Source organism: Wenjunlia tyrosinilytica (assembly GCF_014646055.1).
In the GTDB taxonomy this organism is placed as follows: Bacteria; Actinomycetota; Actinomycetes; order Streptomycetales; family Streptomycetaceae; genus Wenjunlia; species Wenjunlia tyrosinilytica.
Genome location: NZ_BMMS01000005.1, coordinates 230,378 through 248,530, shown reverse-complemented (window position 1 = coordinate 248,530; position 18,153 = coordinate 230,378). Strand labels below are relative to the sequence as shown.

Annotated in this window: 12 protein-coding genes; 4 read left to right on the top strand and 8 right to left on the bottom strand. The window is 71.8% G+C overall.

Annotated features, from left to right (window positions below; genetic code table 11):
• Window positions 1–8 precede the first annotated feature (8 nt).
• The gene (locus tag IEY86_RS07870) at window positions 9–995 is read left to right on the top strand and encodes a DUF3048 domain-containing protein (RefSeq protein ID WP_189130800.1); all 987 of its coding nucleotides are present in this window, start codon (window positions 9–11) and stop codon (window positions 993–995) included.
• 237 nt (window positions 996–1,232) lie between these two features.
• Here the strand turns inward: IEY86_RS07870 and IEY86_RS07865 are convergent, their stop codons facing one another.
• The 3 genes from IEY86_RS07865 to IEY86_RS07855 form a co-directional block, all read right to left on the bottom strand.
• Complete coding sequence (locus tag IEY86_RS07865; RefSeq protein WP_189130799.1) at window positions 1,233–2,591, bottom strand: phosphoribosyltransferase family protein; 1,359 nt, start codon at window positions 2,589–2,591, stop codon at window positions 1,233–1,235.
• A 44-nt stretch (window positions 2,592–2,635) separates the two neighbouring features.
• Complete coding sequence (gene glpK, locus IEY86_RS07860) at window positions 2,636–4,153, bottom strand: glycerol kinase GlpK (protein ID WP_189130798.1); 1,518 nt, start codon at window positions 4,151–4,153, stop codon at window positions 2,636–2,638.
• Between the two features lie 66 nt (window positions 4,154–4,219).
• A complete protein-coding gene (locus IEY86_RS07855) occupies window positions 4,220–5,077 on the bottom strand; it encodes an MIP/aquaporin family protein (protein WP_189130797.1) in 858 nt (285 codons plus the stop codon).
• 313 nt (window positions 5,078–5,390) lie between these two features.
• Between IEY86_RS07855 and IEY86_RS07850 the strand changes: the two genes are divergently transcribed.
• Both IEY86_RS07850 and IEY86_RS07845 read left to right on the top strand, forming a co-directional pair.
• Window positions 5,391–6,893, top strand: a complete 1,503-nt coding sequence (locus IEY86_RS07850; RefSeq protein ID WP_189130796.1) for a S1 family peptidase — start codon at window positions 5,391–5,393, stop codon at window positions 6,891–6,893.
• Window positions 6,894–7,249: 356 nt separating this feature from the next.
• Window positions 7,250–10,039 carry a SpoIIE family protein phosphatase gene (locus IEY86_RS07845; protein WP_189130795.1) on the top strand — a complete coding sequence of 930 codons (2,790 nt, stop codon included), beginning with the start codon at window positions 7,250–7,252 and terminating at the stop codon, window positions 10,037–10,039.
• Here the strand turns inward: IEY86_RS07845 and IEY86_RS07840 are convergent.
• The 3 genes from IEY86_RS07840 to IEY86_RS07830 all read right to left on the bottom strand — a co-directional run bounded on the left by IEY86_RS07840 (window position 10,036) and on the right by IEY86_RS07830 (window position 14,510).
• A complete protein-coding gene (locus tag IEY86_RS07840; protein WP_189130794.1) occupies window positions 10,036–12,042 on the bottom strand; it encodes a SpoIIE family protein phosphatase in 2,007 nt (668 codons plus the stop codon). The genes IEY86_RS07845 and IEY86_RS07840 overlap by 4 nt on opposite strands.
• Window positions 12,043–12,199: 157 nt before the next feature.
• Window positions 12,200–13,420 carry a pyridoxal phosphate-dependent aminotransferase gene (locus tag IEY86_RS07835; protein WP_373286972.1) on the bottom strand — a complete coding sequence of 407 codons (1,221 nt, stop codon included), beginning with the start codon at window positions 13,418–13,420 and terminating at the stop codon, window positions 12,200–12,202.
• Between the two features lie 85 nt (window positions 13,421–13,505).
• The gene (locus IEY86_RS07830; protein ID WP_189130793.1) at window positions 13,506–14,510 is read right to left on the bottom strand and encodes a lytic polysaccharide monooxygenase auxiliary activity family 9 protein; all 1,005 of its coding nucleotides are present in this window, start codon (window positions 14,508–14,510) and stop codon (window positions 13,506–13,508) included.
• A 214-nt stretch (window positions 14,511–14,724) separates the two neighbouring features.
• Between IEY86_RS07830 and IEY86_RS07825 the strand changes: the two genes are divergently transcribed.
• Window positions 14,725–15,204, top strand: coding sequence for an Hsp20/alpha crystallin family protein (locus IEY86_RS07825; protein WP_373286971.1), 480 nt, complete (start codon window positions 14,725–14,727; stop codon window positions 15,202–15,204).
• Between the two features lie 115 nt (window positions 15,205–15,319).
• On the opposite strand, the gene IEY86_RS07820 is transcribed toward IEY86_RS07825, so the two are convergent.
• Complete coding sequence (locus tag IEY86_RS07820; protein ID WP_189130791.1) at window positions 15,320–15,979, bottom strand: HdeD family acid-resistance protein; 660 nt, start codon at window positions 15,977–15,979, stop codon at window positions 15,320–15,322.
• Window positions 15,980–16,116: 137 nt separating this feature from the next.
• Window positions 16,117–18,150: a hypothetical protein gene (locus tag IEY86_RS07815; protein ID WP_373286974.1), complete on the bottom strand. Its 2,034-nt coding sequence runs from the start codon at window positions 18,148–18,150 to the stop codon at window positions 16,117–16,119.
• Window positions 18,151–18,153 lie beyond the last annotated feature (3 nt).

Below are 18,153 nucleotides of genomic sequence, written 5' to 3'. Positions count from 1 at the left end.
TGGGATGTATGAGCGACTTGAACGGGTTCGGGCGCCGCTCGCGCAGGCGCGGGGCGCTCGTCGCGGTGGCGTCGGCCGCGCTCCTGTCCCTCGGTCTCGGTGCCTGCGACGGCTCCGGCAACCAGGACTCGAGCGGCCGGGCCTCGTCGGTGTCCACGTTCACCGGGCTTCCCGGCCGTCCGGCCCCGGTGCTCGCGGTGAAGATCGACAATGTTCCGTCGGCCCGTCCGCAGACCGGGCTCGGGAAGGCGGACATCGTCTACGTCGAGCAGGTCGAGGCAGGGCAGACCCGCATCCTGGCTGTCTTCTCCTCGCACACGCCGGCGAAGGCCGGGCCCGTCCGCAGTGCGCGGGAGTCGGATCTGGAACTGCTGCGGCAGTTCGGCGAGCCGGACCTGGCGTACTCGGGAGTGCAGAGCAAGCTGCAACCGCTGCTGGAGGCGGCCCCGCTCCACGCGCGTCCCCCGGAGAAGGTGCCCTCGGCGTACTCGCGGGACAACAGCCGCCCGGCGCCGCACAACCTCTATGTGGACACCGGGCGTGTCCTGGCCGTCCCGCCCTCGGCGAGCGATGCCCCGGACATCGGCTTCCGCTTCGGCGACATGCCCAAGGGCGGGCATCCGGTCGCCGAGCGCACCGTGCGCTTCCCCGTGGGGCGCTACGGCTTCACCTGGTCGCAGGACGAGCACCGATGGCTGGTGTCCATGGACGGGCAGGCCGCGCGGACGACGGACGGAGGGCGGCTCGGCGCCGCGACGGTCGTGGTCCAGTACGTCAAGGTCCGCCCCTCGCGGTTCCACGACCGGTGGGGCGCCGTCTCCCCCTACACGGAGTCGGTCGGATCGGGCACGGCGTTCGTCCTGCGCGACGGCAAGGGCTACGACGTGCGCTGGAAGCGGGGGAGCGCGCAGGAGGGCACCGAGTTCACCACGGCCTCGGGGGACCGGATGGCGTTCGCCCGGGGGCCGGTCTGGGTGCTGTTCGCCGCACGGTGACCGGCAGTGGAGGCCGCGCAGGCGCAGCGGCCTGTCCTGGTCGTCGATCTCGGCTGTCGGGGCCTGCCTCGAGGCCCCGCTCCGGCAGGCCCGCGGGGGCGGTCCGGGGTGCGGTCACCCGGGACTTGAGCAACAGTGTTGCCGAAGTCGCGCAGCGGATGGACCAGCGGATGGACAGCGGATGGACCGCAGGCGTGCGGCCCGCCGCCGGACCGGGGCGTGTCAGTCAGAGGTCGTTCAGTCAGAGGTCATATGGTCGAGGAACCAGTCGCGGGCCAGGTCGGCGACGGCGCCGAGCGTGCCCGGCTCCTGGAACAGGTGCGAGGCGCCGGGGACGACGACGAGACGGTTCTCGCAGCGCAGTCGGGCCTGTGCCTCGCGGTTGAGATCGAGCACCACCTGGTCCTGGCTGCCCACGATCAGCAGGGTGGGGGTGCTCACCTCGGGCAGCCTTGGACCGGCCAGGTCCGGGCGCCCGCCGCGGGAGACGATCGCGACGATACCCGCGCTCGGCTCGGCGGCCGCCCACAGAGCGGCCGCCGCCCCCGTGCTGGCACCGAACCAGCCCAGGCGCAGGCCGAGGCATTCGGGCATCCCCCTGACCCACTCGGTGGCCGCGGACAGCCTGCCGGCCAGCAGTTCGGTGTCGAACACATTGGTCCGCTCACGCGCCTCGTCCTCGGTGAGCAGGTCGAACAGCAGCGTGGCCAGCCCGGCCCGGTTCAGCTTGACGGCGACATAGCGGTTGCGCGTGCTGCGACGGCTGCTGCCGCTGCCATGGGCGAACACCACGACGCCTCTTGCCTCTCGGGGCACGGTGAGGCGCCCGCCGAGGCGCACGGTGCCCAACGGGACCTCGACCTCGATGTCCTCCGGCGTGGGATCCTCCGTGCCGGCGTCCGCCGGGTGGGGCTCCCCGGGATCGCGCGACGTGGGCTCGGAGCGCCCGGATCCCCGCTCCCGTGCCGCCGCCCGTTCCAGGCAGGCGAGCACGTCCTGATCCGTGGTCTGCGCGAAGTCGACGTAGAACTGCCCGACGGAGATGAAGTCGGCCGGAGTCTCCAGGACCACCAGTTCGTCCGCCGCCGGGCCGAGCCGGGCGGACCATCTGGGCGGCGCCACCGGTACCGCCAGCACCACCCGGGCCGCTCCCCGCTCCCGGGCGATCCGGCAGGCGGCCAGAGCCGTCGAACCCGTGGCGATGCCGTCGTCGACGACGACAACGGTCCGACCCCGGACCTGCGTGGGGCCTCGCCCGCCCCGGTACCGGGCGGCCCGCCGGTCGAGTTCGGCGCGTTCGCGCTCCTCGACCTCGGCCAGCTCGGCATCGGAGACATGGGCGAGGCGCACCACCTCGTCGTTGATCACCCGTACGCCGTCCTCTCCGACGGCTCCCATGCCCAACTCGGGCTGGACGGGAACGCCGAGCTTGCGGACCACGCTGACGTCCAGCGGGGCCCGCAAGGCTCGTGCGACCTGTTCGGCCACCGGGACACCGCCCCGGGGGAGGCCGACCACGACCACGTCCTCGTCCCGCAGGTGCCGCAGCCGGCCGGCCAGTTGGCGCCCGGCTTCCCGACGGTCGGCGAAGATCACGGCCTAACCTCCTGTCCAAGAAGCCCGGTGCCGGCAGGCCGTGGTCAGGTGACCGTGACCCAGTCCAAGGTCCGTTCGACGGCCTTCTTCCAGCCGGCGTAACCCTCGTCGCGCTGCTCGTCGTTCCACTGCGGCGCCCAGCGCCTGGACTCCTGCCAGTGGGAGCGCAGTTCATCGGTGTCCCGCCAGAAGCCGGTGGCGAGCCCGGCCGCGTAGGCGGCGCCGAGCGCCGTGGTCTCGGCCACGACCGGACGGCTGACCGGTACGCCGAGGACGTCCGCCTGGATCTGCATGCACAGGTCGTTGGCGGTCACACCGCCGTCCACCTTGAGCACGTCCAGATGGACACCCGAGTCCTGCTCCATGGCCTCCACCACGTCCCGGCTCTGGTAGCAGATGGCCTCCAGAGCCGCCCGCGCCAAGTGGCCGTTGGTGTGGAAGCGGGACAGGCCCACGATCGCCCCTCGGGCGTCCGAGCGCCAGTACGGCGCGAACAGGCCGGAGAACGCGGGCACGAAGTACATGCCGCCGTTGTCCTCGACCGTGCTCGCGAGCCGTTCGCTCTCGGCCGCCGTGGTGATGATCTTCAGCTGGTCGCGCAGCCACTGCACCGCGGAGCCCGTGACGGCCATCGAGCCCTCGAGGGCGTAGATCGCCGGGCTGTCTCCGAACTGGTAGGCCACGGTGGTCAGCAGACCGTGCTCGGACCGGACCAGGTCGGTGCCGGTGTTGAGGACCAGGAAGTTACCGGTGCCGTAGGTGTTCTTGGCCTCACCGGTCGCGAAGCAGACCTGGCCCACGGTGGCCGCCTGCTGGTCGCCGAGCACCCCGGTGATGGGGACGGCGGACCGCAGTGGTCGGGAGGTGCGTGCCTGACCGTACGCCTCCGCGTGGGAGGAGGGGTTGATGGTCGGCAGCATCGCGCGTGGGATGCCGAAGATGCCGAGGAGCTCGTCGTCCCAGTCGAGGGTTTCGAGGTTCATCAGCATCGTGCGGCTGGCGTTGGTGACGTCGGTGGCGTGGATTCCGCCGTCGGGGCCGCCGGTGAGGTTCCACAGCACCCAGCAGTCGGTGTTGCCGAAGATCGCGTGGCCCTGCTCGGCGGCCTCCCGCAGGCCGTCGACGTTCTCCAGCATCCACTTGATCTTGCCGCCGGAGAAGTACGTGGCCGGAGGCAGGCCCGCCTTGCGGCGGATGACCTCGCCATGGCCCTCGCGTTCCAGGGCGGCCGCGATGGAGTCCGTCCTCGTGTCCTGCCAGACGATCGCGTTGTAGTAGGGACGGCCGGTACGCGGGTCCCAGACGACGGTCGTCTCCCGCTGGTTGGTGATGCCGACCGCGGTCAGGTCGGAGGCCGACAGGCCCCCTTCCCGGACGGCGTTCTGCATCACGGTGTTGGTGCGTTCCCAGATCTCCACCGGGTCGTGCTCGACCCATCCGGAGCGCGGCAGGATCTGGGCGTGTTCGAGCTGGGCCTTCGCCACTTCGTTGCCGTCGTGGTCGAAGATCATGAAGCGAGTGCTGGTGGTGCCCTGGTCCACCGCTCCGACGAATTCCGGCATCGCTGCCGCCTCTCCTGGGTTGCCTGCGGGCTTGCGCCTTCGAGGTTGCGGACTCCGCGGTCCGGATCAGGCCTCGGCCTCCGGCTCGGGGGTGCGTCCGACCTCCGGCGCGCCGGCCATGGGGATCAGGCGGCCGACGAAGATCTTGTAGAAGGCCGCACCGACGGGGCCGCCGATCAGGGGGCCGACGATGGGCACCCAGAAGTAGATGTCGCCGTACTGATCTCGCCATGCTCCGCCGTATCCGGTGAAGTAGCTGGCGAGGCGGGGCCCGAAGTCACGGGCCGGGTTGATGGCGTATCCCGCGTCGGCGCCCCACGCCATACCGATCGCCACGACGATCAGACCGATGATGAACGGGGCGAGGTTGGCACCCGGCGGAGTGTTGAGCAGGTCCGTGACGGCGAAGATCAGCAGGACCAGGATCGCCGTGCCGATGATCTGGTCACGCAGCGCGCCCCACTGGCTGACGGGCAGTACACCGTTGCCGGGGAGGGTCGAGAACACTCCCTGGGTCTTGATGGTGTGCGTGGGGTCGGCCTTGGCCAGCGCCTCCGTGTAGTTCCAGCGCACCAGCAGGGCCGCGACGAACGCGCCGGCTGTCTGTGCCACGGCGTACGGGGCCACCTTGCTCCAAGGGAAGCCCTTGAAGATGGCGAGGGACAGCGTGACCGCCGGGTTGATGTGCGCGCCGCTCAGTCGCGCCGCCGTGTAGACGCCCAGCGTGACACCGAGACCCCATGCCCAGGCGATGCTGTCGTGGTTGCCCAGCGCACCGGGGGCGATGTCGATCGCGCCGGTGACCACCTGCGCCACCACGCCGCAGCCGAAGAGGATCAGGACCATCGTTCCGGCGAACTCGGAGGAGAGTTCGAGGATGAGTCCCGTTGAGCGTCGAGGTGCTTTTCGAGTCTGTTCAGCCATGTGCTTCCCGCCTCCGGAATCCCCGAGGGTCCTGCGGACGACCGGGTAGGCCACATCCAGCCCCAATCGTGTGCGAGAGGGGTGCCCGTTCGCCTGCGGAGTGCGGCCAATCGGGTGACGGTGCGACCGGGTTTGCCCGGGTCGCGACCGTGCTCGCTTGGGTGTCCGGGCGGCCGTCGGTCCAACAAAAACGCTTACGCGTTGAGGCACTTGGGGCTCGCGGTGCGTATGAGTCGGTGGATGGGACGCGGGAGCCCCAGGACCGCGTCCCGCGTCCCGTCCGCCGAACCTTCCCCCTCTGGAGGTCAGTGAGTTGAGTCACCGACGGGTAAACAAGCGAACGGGTGCGATAGCCGGAGCGAGTGTGGCCGTGCTCGGGGCGGCGGCGATCCTGCTGCCCAACGCCAACGCGAGCTCCGACAGAACGCCGAGCCCACGGTCGATGACCCTCCAGCAGGCCGCTCGGCTCGGGTCGACCCTCGCGACGGACCTGGGCGAGGACGCCGCAGGCTGGTACTTCGACGGCTCCGAGGACCGACTGGTCGTGAATGTGCTGGACAAGCAGGCCGCGCAGGAAGTGCGCGAACGCGGCGGAGTCGCGAGAATCGTCGAGAACAGCACGGCGGAGCTCAAGAGCGTCACCCGGACGCTGAGCACGAAGGCGTCGGTGCCGGGCACGGCCTGGTCGATCGACCCCAGGACGAACAAGGTCGCCGTCGTCGCCGACAGCACGGTCACCGGCGCGAAGATGGCCAGGCTGAACAGGGCGACCGACCCCCTCAGCGGCATGGTGTCCGTCAGAAAGGTCGCGGGGGCGTTCAAGCCCTTCGCGGCGGGCGACGCCGCGGGTGTCGACGGCGGTGACGCCATCTTCGGTGGCGGTGTGCGCTGCTCGCTCGGCTTCAATGTCACGGTCGACGGGGCCCCGGGCTTCCTGACGGCGGGCCACTGCGGCAACGCCGCGAAGACCTGGACCGCCGACCAAGCGGGCAACACCGCGCTGGGCAGCGTCGTGGACTCGAAGTTCCCCGTGAGCGACTTCTCGCTCGTGAAGTACGACGACGCCAAAACCGCTGCGTCCAGCACGGTCGACCTCAAGGACGGCAACACACAGGAGATCACCGAGGCCGCCGAGGCGAGCGTGGGCATGAAGGTCCAGCGCAGCGGCAGCACGACCGGGCTGCGCGACGGCACGGTGACCGGGCTCAACGCGACGGTGAACTACGGCAACGGAGACATCGTCAACGGCCTCATCCAGACCGATGTGTGCGCCGAGCCGGGCGACAGCGGCGGCTCGATGTTCTCCGGCAAGTCGGCGGTGGGCCTGACCTCGGGCGGCAGCGGCGACTGCAAGCAGGGCGGCGTAACGTTCTTCCAGCCGGTGACCACGGCGCTTCAGGCACTGGGCGCCGAAATCGGCAACGGCAACGGCGGCGGCGCCGACGCCGGTGGCGCGGATGACGGTGGCGCCGACGCCGGTGGTGCGGATGACGGTGGCGCCGACGCCGGTGGTGCGGATGACGGTGGCGCGGCTGCTGGCGGTGCTGCCGGTGGCGCGGATGACGGTGGTGCGGCTGCCGGTGGTGCTGACGTGGGTGGTGCGGCTGCTGGTGGTGCGGATGACGGTGGCGCTGACGCGGGTGGCGCGGCTGTCGGCGGTGCCGATGCCGGTGGCGCGGCTGTCGGCGGTGCCGATGCCGGTGGCGCGGATGACGGTGGCGCTGACGCCGGTGGTGCGGATTACGGCGGCGCTGACGCCGCGGGTGCGGCTGCCTCGGGCGGCTCGGCCGACCACAACGGCGCGGGCCAGGGCTGAGCCCGAGTTCCCGAATCGCCGCGGGCAGCGAACCGCGAGCGGGGAACGACGTACCGCGCCTTCGCAGGGTCTGATCCGACGGATCCCCCTCCGCACCGCGGAGGCGGCCATGGGCCGCGTAACACCTCGTTGACCGACGGTGCCCACTCCCGGGGCACCCAGTGCCCCGGGAGTGGGCACCGCCACGCCCGCACGCAGGCGGCGACGGACCTGCGCCGTCGACGGGGCACGGCGCCGGCGCCATGCCCCCGGCCGGAGGCGTCGGCTTGGGATCTCCGGCGCGCCCGCCGGGCACCGAGGCTCGGGGCTCGCAGTCGCGGTCGACTCGGGGTGGCCCCCGGTGTTAGACATGGCCTATGGTCCGATCCGTGGGCCGATTCCGGGCTGTGCCAACCCCCTCGCTCCGCGGCCGGCATCAGGGACGTGAGCCGTCCGTGCCGCGTGGGCCGGAGGGTCTGCGGGCGCGGCTGGGGGTGCGGAGCGTTGCCGGGCAGGTGTTCGTCCTGCAGGCGGTGGTGGTTGTCCTGCTCGTCGTGGCCGCCGTGGCGGCCCTCGTCCTGGAGTCCCGCCACGACAGTACGCAGGAGGCCCGCAACCGCTCGCTCGCCGTCGCGGAGACATTCGCGCACTCCCCGGGCATCGTGGCCGCCTTGGACCGCCCCGAGCCGTCCGTCGTGCTGCAACCGCGCGCCGAGGAGGCGCGCAGGCACTCCGACGTCGACTTCATCGTCGCGATGACCACCGACGGCATCCGCTACACCCACCCCAACCCCGCCCTGATCGGCAAGCACTTCCTCGGCACCACCGCCCCGGCCGCCGCCGGGCGCTCGTTCACGGAGACCTACACCGGGACCCTCGGCAAGTCCGTGCGCGCGGTGGTCCCCGTCACCAGGCCCGATGGGTCCGTCGCCGGGCTGGTCTCCGCCGGGATCACGGTCGACAAGGTGAGCGGTGTCGTCGTCCGGCAGCTGCCGGTCGTCCTCGGCGCCGCGGCGGCCGCCCTCGCCCTGGCCACCGGAGGCGCGGCCCTGGTCACCCGGCGGCTGCGCCGCCAGACGCACGGCCTCGACCCCGCCGAGATGACCAGCATGTACGAGCACCACGACGCCGTCCTGCACGCGGTGCGCGAGGGCGTGCTCATCGTCGGGGACGAGCGCCGCCTCCTGCTGGCCAACGACGAGGCGCGCAGGCTCCTCGACCTGCCGCCGGATGCGGAGGGCCGCAGCGTCACCGACCTCGGCCTCGCCCCATCCCTGGCCGGTCTCCTGGCCTCGGGGCGCGAGGCCACGGACGAGGTGCAGCCCTCGGGCGACCGGCTGCTGGCCGTGAACCACCGGCCGACCAGCGGCAACGGCGGCCCGCCGGGCAGCGTGGCCACGATCAGGGACTCCACCGAGCTGCGCGCCCTGTCCGACAGGGCGGAGGCGGCCCGCAGACGGCTGAAGCTGCTGTACGACGCGGGCGGGCGGATCGGCAGCACCCTCGATGTCGTCCGGACCGCCGAGGAACTGACGGCGGTCGCCGTCCCGCGCCTGGCCGACTACGTCACCGTGGACCTGGTGGACACCGTCCTCAAGGGCGGGGAGCCGACCGCGGCGACGGGCACCTCGATGCGCCGCACGGCGGTCAGCGGCATCCGGCAGGACCAGCCGCTGTACCCGCTGGGCGAGCTGATCAAGTTTGTGCCCTCCACGCCTCAGGCGTTCGGGTTCGGCAGCGGGCGCGCCGTGCTCGAGCCCGATCTGACGCTGTTCTCCGGCTGGCAGGAGCAGGACCCCGACCGGGCCAAGCGCATCGTCGAATTCGGGTTGCACTCACTGATCACGGTGCCGCTGTCCGCCCGCGGCGTCGTGCTGGGCATGGCCAATTTCTGGCGCTCGCAGGAGCCCCGCCCCTTCGACGAGGCCGATCTCTCGCTCGCCGAGGAACTGGTCGCCCGCGCGGCCCTGTGCATCGACAACGCCCGCCGCTACACACGCGAGCACAGCATGGCGGTGACACTGCAACGCAGCCTGCTGCCCCGCGGTACGCCCGAGCAGAGCGCCCTCGACGTCGCCCACCGCTATCTGCCCGCGCACTCCGGCGTGGGCGGGGACTGGTTCGACGTCATCCCGCTCTCCGGCCGCCGGGTCGCCCTGGTCGTGGGCGATGTCGTCGGCCACGGCCTGCACGCCGCCGCCACGATGGGGCGTCTGCGCACCGCCGTGCAGAACTTCTCCTCCCTCGACCTGCCGCCCGACGAGATCCTGGCCCACCTCGATGAGCTCGTCACCGGTATCGACCAGGAGGAGGCCCCCGGCCACACCGGCGTGGAGGTCACCGGTGCCACCTGCGTGTACGCGATCTACGATCCCGTCTCGAGGATCTGCACCTTCGCCAGGGCGGGCCATCCCCTGCCCGCGCTCGTGCGCCCCGACGGGTCGGTGGACTTCCCCGACCTGCCGGTCGGCACACCCCTGGGGCTGGGCGGTCTCCCCTTCGAGACGGCCGAGCTGCGGCTGCCCGAGGGAAGCCGGCTGGTCCTGTACACGAATGGACTGCTCGAACACCGCGAGCGGGACATCGACACCGGTCTCGAACTCCTGCGCAAGGCGCTCGCCCACCCCGGCCGCACTCCGGAGGAGACCTGCCGGTCGGTGCTCGACGCACTCGAGCCCGCCCGCTCCAGCGACGACGTGGTGCTGCTCGTCGCCCGCACCCGGGTGCTGGACGAGTCCCGGATCGCCGAGTGGGAGGTGCCCTCCGACCCGGCGGCCGTCGGCCGTGTCCGCGCCGACGTCACCGGCAGGCTGGAGGAGTGGCAGGTGGACGAGGAGACCGCCTTCAGCACCGAGCTGATCCTGAGCGAGCTCATCACCAACGCCATCCGCTACGCCGACGGCCCGATCCGGGTGCGCCTGCTGCGGGACGACAAGCTGATCTGCGAGGTCTGCGACAGCAGCAACACCTCCCCGCACATGCGCCGGGCCACCAGCACGGACGAGGGAGGACGGGGGCTGTTCCTCGTCGCCCAGTTCGCCGAGCGGTGGGGCACCAGGTACACGGCCGAGGGCAAGGTCATCTGGACCGAACAGCCACTGCGCGGGACGAACGAGCCCGCACAGGGCCGACCGGGCGTCCCCGGTCCCTGTCCCGCGCGGGACTAGGAGACGGCCGCCGGGCTCCTGCGTGCCACCAGCACCGCGGCATCGTCGACATGGCCGATGCTGATGGCGGCACCGAGCACGCGGTCCGCGGTCCGTTCGGGGTCCAGCCCCTCCCGCTGGGCCTGCGCCGCCAGTGCGGCGGCCATCTCGAGCCCGTCGTCGAGGCTGCGGTCCGGGCCCTCCAGCACCCCGTCCGTGACCAGGAGCAAAGTGGTGTCCCTCTCGAGCGAGAAGGTCTCGTCCGGGTAGTGGGCGCCGTGCAGCACTCCGAGGACGGGCCCTCCATGGATCTCGAAGTCCCCGTGCGAGCCGTCTGCCCGCGTCCACAGCAGGGGCACATGGCCCGCGCAGGCTCCCGTGACGGTGGCGTCCCGGGGGTCGAAGCGCAGGATGGTGCAGCTGGCGAACGTCGGGGCGCCCATCGCGAGCAGCAACTCATTGGTCCTGCTGAGGACCGTTCCGGGCGCCGGCTCGTGGGAGGCGAAGGCGCGGATGGCGCTGCGCACCTGGCCCATGAAGGCGGCGGCGTCCACGTCGTGGCCCTCGGCGTCGCCGATCACCAGGGCCACGGTGCCGTCGGGCAGGGGGAACGCGTCGTACCAGTCGCCGCCGATGTCCAGGCCGTGGCGGGCGGGCTGGTAGCGGGCGGCCACCTGGAGTCCGGGGATCACGTCCAGCGGGGGCGGCAGCATATTGCGCTGCAGCGCCGCGGCGAGCTCGATCCGGGCCTGCTGCAGCTTCAGACGCTCCAGCGCCTGCCCGGTCAGCTGGCCCAGGGTCCGGATGAGCGCGCGCTCGTCGGACGAGGGGCGGTGCTCGTTCTTGTAGGCCACGACCCAGCCGCCGAGCGGCCGCCCTCCGATGCCGAACGGGATCATCGAGTAGGCCGCGGCGTCGGTCAGCGTCAGGATCTCCTGCGCCCGCGGCCAGCGGACGGCGTACTCGGCCCGGTCGGCGATGAACTGCGGCTCTCCCGTCCGGATGGCGTACGTCAGAGGCCGTTCCGCGTTGAGCGGCATCCCGTCCATGGCGGCGGCGAGCCGGGGGTCGATGCCGGGTCCGGAGGAGACGCGCAGCCGGTCGTGGTCGGTGAACGCCAGCAGGGTGCCCGTTCCGCCGAAAGCCGCCGCCACCCGGTCCAGCACGACCTGCCGCAGCTCGCCCTCGGTGGTGGCGCCGATCAGCGCGGAGGAGATCTCGGCGATCTGCTCACCGCGTTCGCGTTCGATGCGCAGCTGGTCCATGAGCGACTTCTGGCGCGCGATCCGCTCGGTGTCGTCGCGGACGACCCCGACCAGCCGCTCCGGGCCGTCCAGGCCCAGACGCGCGCGGTGGGTCTGGACGGCCAGCTGATGCCAGGCGTCCCGGTCGGTGAGGAAGCGGAACGGGGTCCAGTCCGACTGCCCCTCCGAGCTGCGGATGACTGCGCGTACCGCGGCGATGTCCTCCGGGTGGATCCGCCGCAGGATCTCCTTGAGGGAGAACTCGGCCGCCGGGGCCAGTGCGGTGAGCGTGAAGGAGCCTCCCAGCCACTCCAGCCGCCGCTCCTTGTCGGCGTACACCCACAGGGCCACATCGGCGAGCTTGGCCACGAGCCGGAAGGCGACGAGCATCATGCCCAGTCTCCCGTGCAGGTCGACCTCTCTGACCTGGACGAACGCCTCCTGGCCGGGAGGGGTGATCCGGGTGGCCTCGACCAGGCAGGCGAGCGGTGTGCCGTGCGCGCCCGGGAACTCCAGCACCCGCATCGTGGACGGGTCGCTGCTCTCCCTGGCCGCGTGGACGAGGAACTCCGCGGTCGTCCGCTGGAAGTCCGACGCCATCAGGTCACCGAAGAGCCGTCCTTCGCTCTCGTGGACGCGGACTCCCAGTGCCGCGGCCATGCGCTCGTTGAGAGCTCGGACACGGCCGTCGAGAGAGAGCACCGCGGCGGCGGAGTCGCTCTGGGCGGCGGAATCCGTCGGCGGTCCCTCGGCGTTCCCGTACGGACCGGTGCTGGTCATGTCGTGGATGTATGTGCGGGGATGTGTGTGAGTGGATCGGCGGCTCCGGGCAAACGTCCGACGGTCGCCCGGCAATACATTCTCGCATGGGTTTCGCCGGAAGGGACCGGTGGAATTCCCTTTTCGTGATCCGGCGGTCCTCCGCCCCGTCCGTGCTTCAGATCCACCCCGCGGCCTGGGGGGCCGCCTGCTGCGGAGGATAGGCGCCTACCGGCTGGTAGGGCGAGGGCGCCGGAGCTCCGTAGAAGTAGTACTGAAGTCCGGTCAGAAGGCGTTCCACATCGCCGTACGGTCGGACCACCAGGCGCATGAACTGGCTACTGCTGCCTAGCTTGTTGCCGCATTCGCGCACGAACACCCCGTGCTCGGCGAGCAGATAGTCGCGCAGACGGACGCCGTCCGCCCCATCGGGGAGCTTCACCAGGATGAAATTGCCCTGGGAGAGGAAAACGGTCAGCCCCGGCAGCCCGGTCAGGGCCAGCGACATGTTCGCGCGGTCGCGCGCGAGCAGCGTCAGACTCTGCCGGTACTGCGCCGCGTATTCCTTCAGCATGAACACCACGGTCTCGGCGAACGAGTTGAGATTCCATTTCGGCAGCGCCCGGCGGACGGTGCCCGCCAGAGCGGGATTGGCGACCATGTAGCCGAATCGGATGCCGTGCAGGCCGAAGTTCTTGCCCAGGCTCTTGAGCACGATCACATTGGGGCGGATGGCGGCCTGGTCGGCGACCGAGGTGACCGGCTCCTCGTCGACGAAGTCGATGAACGACTCGTCGACCACCACCAGGTCGAGGTCGGAGAGTTCGTCCAGGAGCCAGAGCACCTTCTGGCGTTGGAGATAGCCGCCGTCGGGGTTGTTGGGGTTGCACACGACGGCGACCTTCGAGCCGCGGCGGCGGATGAAGCGCACATACGCCTGGGGGTCCAGTGCGAAGTCCTGGTCCTCACGCAGCTGGTACATGTCGACGCGCTTGCCGGTCTCCAGCGGCTGGTCGGTCCACCGGCCGAACGTCGGGATCGGCACCGCGAGACTCTCGTGCACGAGCAGGCGGTCGATCCACGTGATCAGCTCCGTCGAGCCGTTGCCCATCGTGACCGTCTGCGGATTCAGCCCCACGAGCGCGCACAGCTCGGCGGTGATCGTGTCGGCGTCGCTCGGGTAGTACTTGAGGATCCCCTCCAGCGATCCCCGTAGCTGCTCGAACATCTCGGGAGTGGGGAAGTAGGGGTTGCACGGGATGCAGAAGTCCAGCCGTTCCAGCGGCTCCACACGCGAGTACACCTCCCCTGAACCGCCCTGGGCCATGCGGTTGAGCGCGGCCCAGGACGGGCTGTGCGCGTCACTGCGCAGCATGGCCGTATCGATGGAGTGGGACACGGCGGGACTCCTTCCGGGGGCGCGGCAGTCGCCGGTCGCGCTCCAAACTGCCGTTCAAGGGCCTGACTTGGGTGAGCGGGACCGCTCAGGAACGCCGGCGCCGGACGACGGCGAAGACGCCGAACGCGGCGAGGGCGAGCGCTCCGGCGATCCCCGCGACCATCGGCATGGAGTCGCGCTCCGAGCCGGCCGGGGCGGCGGCGGGTGGCACGGGATCGGCGGGGGAGGCCGCTGAGCCGTCCGATGCGGAAGGGGAGGAGGGCGGTTGGGGAGCGGCGTCGCCGGGCTGCGCGCCACCGTTGTCGGACGCGCCCTTTCCGGCCGCGTCATCGCCCGCGCCGCCGGTGTCCGCGCCGCCCGTGGCCGTGCTGTCCTTGCTCGAACCGCTCCGGTCGGAGCCGCCGTTGCCGTCGGTGCCCGCACCGGTGCTGCCCGGGTTCTCGTCCGCGCCGCCGGACAGCACGATGTCGGAGCACGAGTAATAGGTGTCCGGGGTCTCGGTGTTGTGCCACACCGTGTACAGCACATGGCGGCCCGCCCGCGCCTGCGGCATGCGCGCCTTGATGCGGTACGCGCCCCCGGTGAGCGGCGGGTCGGCCACCGTCAGGAACGGCCGTGACTCCAGATCGGCCCATGTGAGGGGCTTCGTGGGGTCATAGGTGTCCCTGGTCAGGTAGAGGCTGAAGCTTCCCTTGTGCGGGATGGTCGTGCGATACGAGAGAGTGAACGCGCGCCCCGCCCCCAGCGTCGTCGCGGGCCAGTCCGCCCGCGCGATGTCCAGCCCCTTGTAGGCGTCGAGGCCCGCGCTGCACAGCTTGCCGTCCGGGATCACCTGGCGGTCCCTGCCGGCGACACCGGCGACCCTGAGATTGTCCCAGTCGGCAAACGTCCGTCCGCCGTTGGCCGCGACGGACGCCCGGCAGGCCGCCGACCCGGCCTTCGCACCCCCGACCGGCCCGCAGGCCGCCGCCCGGCTCATCGGATCCGTCGGAGCCCCATGGGCCAGGGCAGGGCCCGCCGCCACGGCGGTCAGCAGCAGCGGCGTGATCGCGGTGACGGTGGCGGCGGCGGTGTGGCGGTGCACAGTCATCCGTGGAAGACCTCCCTGGCCCGTGCGGCGGAGCGTCCGCCTGCCCAGTAGTTACGGGGCTGCCGGGCCGCGTGTTCACCGGGGAGCGTGCGACTCCACGGGCCAAGGAAAACGCGCCGCGTGGGTGTGGCGACACCAGTGCCGGGTAACCGGAAATGGCCCTGTATGTACCTGGATGTTTGAAGTGATTGGGGTGGTCGCGATGGGGACTCCTGTGAGACGGGTCCGGTCGGCCGGAACGATGCAGCGCAGGCCCAGCGGCGTCGTCTGGACGCGCAATCCGCTCGCGGAATTCGATGAACTGCTCGGTCAGATCGGCGGACTGCTCGAGTCCACGGTCGAAAGCGGCGCCGCGGCCGTCGCCTGGACGCCGATGGCCGATGTGACCGAGACGGATGACGCCTACCGGGTCGAGGTCGAACTCGCCGGAGTCGGGAGCAGGGACGTCGACGTCGAGGTCAATGGCCAGGAGGTCGTCGTGACCGGTGAGATCAAGGAGCGCGAGGGCAGGGGGGTGCTGCGCCGCGGTACGCGCCGCACCGGACGCTTCGAGTACCGGGTGGTGCTTCCGGGAGAGGTTCGCGCCGAGGACGTGAGGGCCGACATGTCCGAGGGCGTGCTGACCATCACCGTCCCCAAGGTGGAGAAGGCGAAGTCCCGTCACGTCGAGATCACCGACCGGGGGGACGGGTAGAGCCGCTGAATCCGGCGCACCTTGTGCAACGTGCGCGATGCAACCCGCACGGCACGGCACGGCACGGCACGGCACGGCACGGCGCTCCGCGACGGCGGAGCGCCGTGCCATCCCGTCAGTGCGCCGAAGCGGGGCCGGTGCCCGTTGCCGGTCCGGTGCCGGGCGTGCGTCCTGTGCCCCGCGCCGTGCCGACCGGTGGCACGGCGCTCGTCCCGAGCTTGCGCAACTGGAAGGCGTGGACCACCTCCACCACGCCGAGGACGACCAGCCAGATGCCCGCCACAAGGGTGAGCGCCGCGAGCGAGGTGAACGGGGAGACGATCAGCACGATGCCCGCCATCAGGGTGATGACGCCGAAGAACGCCTGCCATCCCCTGGCCGGAACGTCATCGGAGGACACCACTACGGTGATCATGGCGATTCCTCGGAGCAGCCAGCCGAATCCGATCCACAGCGCCAGCAGCAGCAGCGACTCCGCGGCCCCGCGGAAGCAGATCAGCCCCAGCAGCACCGACAGCGCGCCGGTGATGAAGTGGAGCACTCGCATACCCGTCGGCACATGGTGGCCGAACGCGCCCACCAACTGGAAGACACCGCTGATCAGCAGATAGATACCGAACAGGATGCCGACGACCCGCAGGGTCTCGCCGGGCCAGGCCAGGACGCAGACACCCAGGGCGATCGCCGCGATGCCCGCCGTCAGCAGCATCTGCCAAGCGGCGTTCGCGAGGGCGCCCAGCGAGCCGGTGTACGTTTCGCCGGAGGAGAAGCTCATAACACCTGCCTCCCAAGGAAGACGGAGTCGGAACCGACAGCTCCATCCTCCGCCGCCGCGACGGCCGCCGCCCGTTGAGGACGGAAGTTGTCCCGAACCCGCGTACGTCCGGCGTCACCTTCTCCTATGCGCTCGTTTCAGCGGCCCACTCCTTCCGTGGCCCAGGAGGTCGCGGCGAGGGCCGGTCCGGGTGTTCCGGAAGCCCTCCCGAGAGCTGTCGCGGAAGATGTCCAGGAAGCGCGGACGAGCGCTCGTTCGGCCTCCGCGAGATGGGTCGTGACGGCCAGCCACGCCCTGGCGTAGTCGCCGGGATCGGGGTCGGTGAGCCGCCCGAAGGCATCGCGCCCGCGGCGGTCGGCCTCGGCCGTGAAGGCACCCGCCAGTACCGCGGAGGAACGGAACCCGGCGCCGCGCAGCGCCGTGCCCTCGCCGGAGGCGGTCCCGCCCCTCGAGGCCTCCGCGACCGCACGACGCCCGCCCGTGACGGCGAGTTCCACGAGCCGGCGCACCCGCCACAGCGGTGAGTCGGCCAGGGGGTCCGGCCCCGGACCGATGGGTGGCTGGTGCACCGGCTCCGCGTCACGCGGCGGAAGATGCGAGCCCTGGAGCCGGTCGTAGCCGAGGTCGGCGCGGCCCAGCCAGCCCTCGGGCAGGCGCAGCGTCACCTCCTCACCGGGCACCGGCCCCACGGCCAGCGGGCGCAGGGTCGCGGTGCGGTCGAGATCGGGGCGTCCGACCACGCGGATCCGGATCCCGGGCCGGGAGGCGAGCAGGCGCAGATTCCCGGTGTGCGCCAGGTCGGGATGCGAGGAGGCGGGAACGAGCCTGATCAGGGGCGCGTCCGGCGTCAGCTCATGGGCGAGGACGTGGTCCCCTGCGGGTCCGACGACCACGAGGTCGCAGCCGAGGGGTTCCTGACGCTCCGTCTCGGCCCGCTCCGGGTCACCGCCGCCCGCTCCCGCCAGGCGGGCGCCGACCGCTTCGGCCAGAGGACGGCCGAAGAGCGAGGCGAGCGGCCCCGACGACCACGGCAGGCCGGGCACGGGATTGGCGCGGACCGCGCGGCCCGCGCCGAGACGGCCGTCCGGCGAGACCGTGGAACCCGAGACGAGCATGCCCCCGCGGGCGAGCTGGGAATGGTCGAGCGCCGTGCAGAGGGCGACGGGTGCCGTGGCGGCCCCGCGTGCGCGGGCGGGCCCCCCGGGCTTGACGTCGGACACCGTGAACCGGCGGCCGTCCTCCGTGACGAGATGCGTGACAACGCCGCCGTAGCCGGTGGCACTGATGACCGGCTCCCGGCAGATGCCGTAGACCTTCAGGGCGCCGCCGGGCTGGTAGGCGCGGCGGGCGGTGCCGATCAGCGAGGGGTCGGGATCGGCGGCGCGGAGCCTGGCCGTGGTCAGCAGCAGCTCATGCAGCGCCGCCACCAGGTCGGCGAGCCGGTGGCCGTCATGCCGGTCCCGTGCGGCACGCAGTCCGCGGACGACCCGGAGTGCCGAGGCCTCGGCGCGCAGGAGTCCCGCGAGCCGCGCCGTGTGGGCGGCGCGCAGGAGTTCGGCCTGGAGCACCGCCCCGGCGCCCGGGGCGCCCGCGACCAGCACGGCGGCGGCGGCCGCCCACAGCCCGCAGGCCGCGGCCCTGCGGGCGGCGGAGGGGACGGTGGCCGTGGCGGGAGCGGACGACGCGTCGGCGGCGGAGCCCGGTCCGGGTGACGTCTGCGCGACTTGGGATCCCGGGGCCGTGGGGCCATGGGCCGGGGATCCGGGAGCCCGGGAAGCGCAGGCTGCCGAACCAGCGGAAGCCGCCGATCCAGTGGTCGCCGCTTCCGGGGCGGTGGGTGGGGCGACCCGGGGTCCTGCCTCGGATTCAGGCGTTCCTGGTCCAGGCGTTCCTGGTCCACGGGATCCGGACGCGGCGGCCGCTTCGGAAACGAGTGGCGCGGGGCTGTCCCATCCGGCGGCTCCTGGGTCTTCGCCTTGGGGCTCGAGGAGATCCGGGTCGGCGATCGGGCAGGCGCCGAGGGCGGCGGCCCGGTGCAGGCAGCGGGGCGCCAGAAGGCAACCGCACCGGGCCTCGTCCGGCGAGGAGACCGCGCCGTTCGGCCCCGGCGCCAGGGTGACCACCGCGTCCTCGGCGAACGCGATGGCCAGGGCACCGCCCTCGGTCGTCATGGA

What these genes read in the sequence shown, in the direction of transcription:
- IEY86_RS07840 (WP_189130794.1), bottom strand. Translation starts at nt 12,042, where the DNA reads ATGACCAGCACCGGTCCGTACGGGAACGCCGAGGGACCGCCGACGGAT.
- IEY86_RS07845 (WP_189130795.1), top strand. Translation starts at nt 7,250, where the DNA reads ATGGTCCGATCCGTGGGCCGATTCCGGGCTGTGCCAACCCCCTCGCTC.
- IEY86_RS07820 (WP_189130791.1), bottom strand. Translation starts at nt 15,979, where the DNA reads ATGAGCTTCTCCTCCGGCGAAACGTACACCGGCTCGCTGGGCGCCCTC.
- IEY86_RS07855 (WP_189130797.1), bottom strand. Translation starts at nt 5,077, where the DNA reads ATGGCTGAACAGACTCGAAAAGCACCTCGACGCTCAACGGGACTCATC.
- IEY86_RS07830 (WP_189130793.1), bottom strand. Translation starts at nt 14,510, where the DNA reads ATGACTGTGCACCGCCACACCGCCGCCGCCACCGTCACCGCGATCACG.
- IEY86_RS07815 (WP_373286974.1), bottom strand. Translation starts at nt 18,150, where the DNA reads ATGACGACCGAGGGCGGTGCCCTGGCCATCGCGTTCGCCGAGGACGCG.
- IEY86_RS07870 (WP_189130800.1), top strand. Translation starts at nt 9, where the DNA reads ATGAGCGACTTGAACGGGTTCGGGCGCCGCTCGCGCAGGCGCGGGGCG.
- glpK (WP_189130798.1), bottom strand. Translation starts at nt 4,153, where the DNA reads ATGCCGGAATTCGTCGGAGCGGTGGACCAGGGCACCACCAGCACTCGC.